This is a genomic window from Methylobacterium sp. CCH5-D2 (assembly GCF_001556475.1).
GTDB classification, from domain to species: Bacteria; Pseudomonadota; Alphaproteobacteria; order Rhizobiales; family Beijerinckiaceae; genus Methylobacterium; species Methylobacterium hispanicum.
Window position 1 is genome coordinate 1 of record NZ_LSIX01001152.1, and the last position, 1435, is coordinate 1435.

The 1435-nt window shown below is 72.5% G+C and carries 2 protein-coding genes and 1 pseudogene; all 3 read right to left on the reverse strand.

From position 1 onward, the window contains the following. Nucleotides 1–328, reverse strand: a pseudogene (locus AX737_RS31270) (hybrid sensor histidine kinase/response regulator); the annotation flags it as partial. Nucleotides 329–599: 271 nt separating this feature from the next. Then, nucleotides 600–737 (reverse strand): hypothetical protein, encoded by a 138-nt coding sequence (locus AX737_RS35080; RefSeq protein ID WP_197430783.1) that lies wholly within the window; start codon nucleotides 735–737, stop codon nucleotides 600–602. 183 nt (nucleotides 738–920) lie between these two features. Continuing rightward, the coding region (locus tag AX737_RS31275; protein ID WP_197430784.1) for a sensor histidine kinase at nucleotides 921–1435 on the reverse strand (515 nt) is incomplete at its 5' end.

The following is a 1435-nucleotide window of genomic DNA, read 5'->3' on the forward strand; positions in this document are numbered from 1 at the left end:
CAGGTCCGAGAGGCCCGGAGAAGAGGCGTTGCGTCCAGTCGTCGAGCCGGAACCCTTGCGGCGCGAGGTATTGAATGCCGCCGCCCAGGGCCAGCGCGGCGGCGCCGGCGGCGAGGCCGCGGCCGGCCCGCACGGCAAGTGACCGTCGCTCCGGCCAGGCGGAGAGCAATAGCGCCCCGGAGAGGAGAACGAGGGCCAGGGCGGTCAGCGCCACCATCGGTGCCTCGCCCGGCAGGATGGTCCGCAGGTCGGGGATGTCGAGCAGCCAGCCCGTCATCACGGACGCTGAGGTCGCGAGCCCGAGGCAGGCGGCTGCGCGGGACGTCATTCGCGCCTTGCCTACCGCACCCGCGGCCGGGGTTGCGGGTCGCTTGGGGTCAGCCATGCGCGACCGGTCCCGCAAGGCGGCCGGGATCTGGTCCGTTTGTTCGTTCCTCGTGCTCGAACCACCTCATCGACTTGTCGTCCCATCTAATCCCACTCACCGGCATGGCCCTGGTGGAACGCGCCCGCCGACATGCCGTTCGTCGGCGGGGCACACGCTTCCCGAGGCATGTGACCTTGCCGGGCCGGGGATTCCGCACACGCCACGCGCCCGGCTACTTCGCCTTGCCGCCCTTCCTGCCGAGTTCCGCCTGGGCGGCGGACGACTTGCGCGGGTTCGGCTTGCCCTCGTGGCTCGCCTTGGCGTTTGCCTTCCTGGCCGTCCCGCTGCCGTGGCCCTTCTTCTCCGTCATCGCCGCCTCCGTCATAAGAGGCGGCAATGCCCGGCCCGCCCTTCCGTTCCGGGTGGGCCGCGTTCCGTCGTGGAAGGCGCCCCTCCCGGGACCCGGGAGGCGCCGCCCGCTGGGCGTCGGTCGCCGCCGTCGCCGGCGAGGCCTGCGAGCGTCCTGACGGGTGACGGCGCGGGGGCGGACCGCTCAATGGGCGGTGGGGATGGCGAGCGGGCTCATGTAGTCCGCGCTGGCCTGCGACAGCGGAACGACGATGGCGCAACGGAGGCCTTCCACATTGAAGTCGAGCGCCACCGTCCCGTCGAGTTCGCGTTCGACGCTGACCGCGATCAGGCGCGTGCCAAATCCCCGCCGCGACGGGACGGAAGTCGGCGGACCGCCGCTCTCCGCCCAGTCGAGGTGCAGGCGCCGCGCGCCGTCGCCGGTCCGCTCAACGCTCCAGCGGACGCGGATCTCGCCGCCCGGCACGCTCAGCGCACCGTACTTGGCGGCGTTGGTGGCGAGCTCGTGCAGGGTCATGCCGAGCGAGAGCACGTGCCGCGGCGACAATGCCACGTCGGGACCTTCGAGGACGATGCGGCAGGAGCCGCCGCGGTAGGGGCCGAGTTCGGCCTCCACCACCTCGCGCAGCGGCGCGCCGCTCCAGTCGTCCCGGGTGAGGAGGTCGTGGGTCTTCGACAGGGCCAGGATGCGCGCCTCCA

Bases quoted from the DNA above. Each gene is read 5' to 3' on its own strand.
- AX737_RS35080 (WP_197430783.1), bottom strand. From the start codon at position 737: ATGACGGAGAAGAAGGGCCACGGCAGCGGGACGGCCAGGAAGGCAAAC.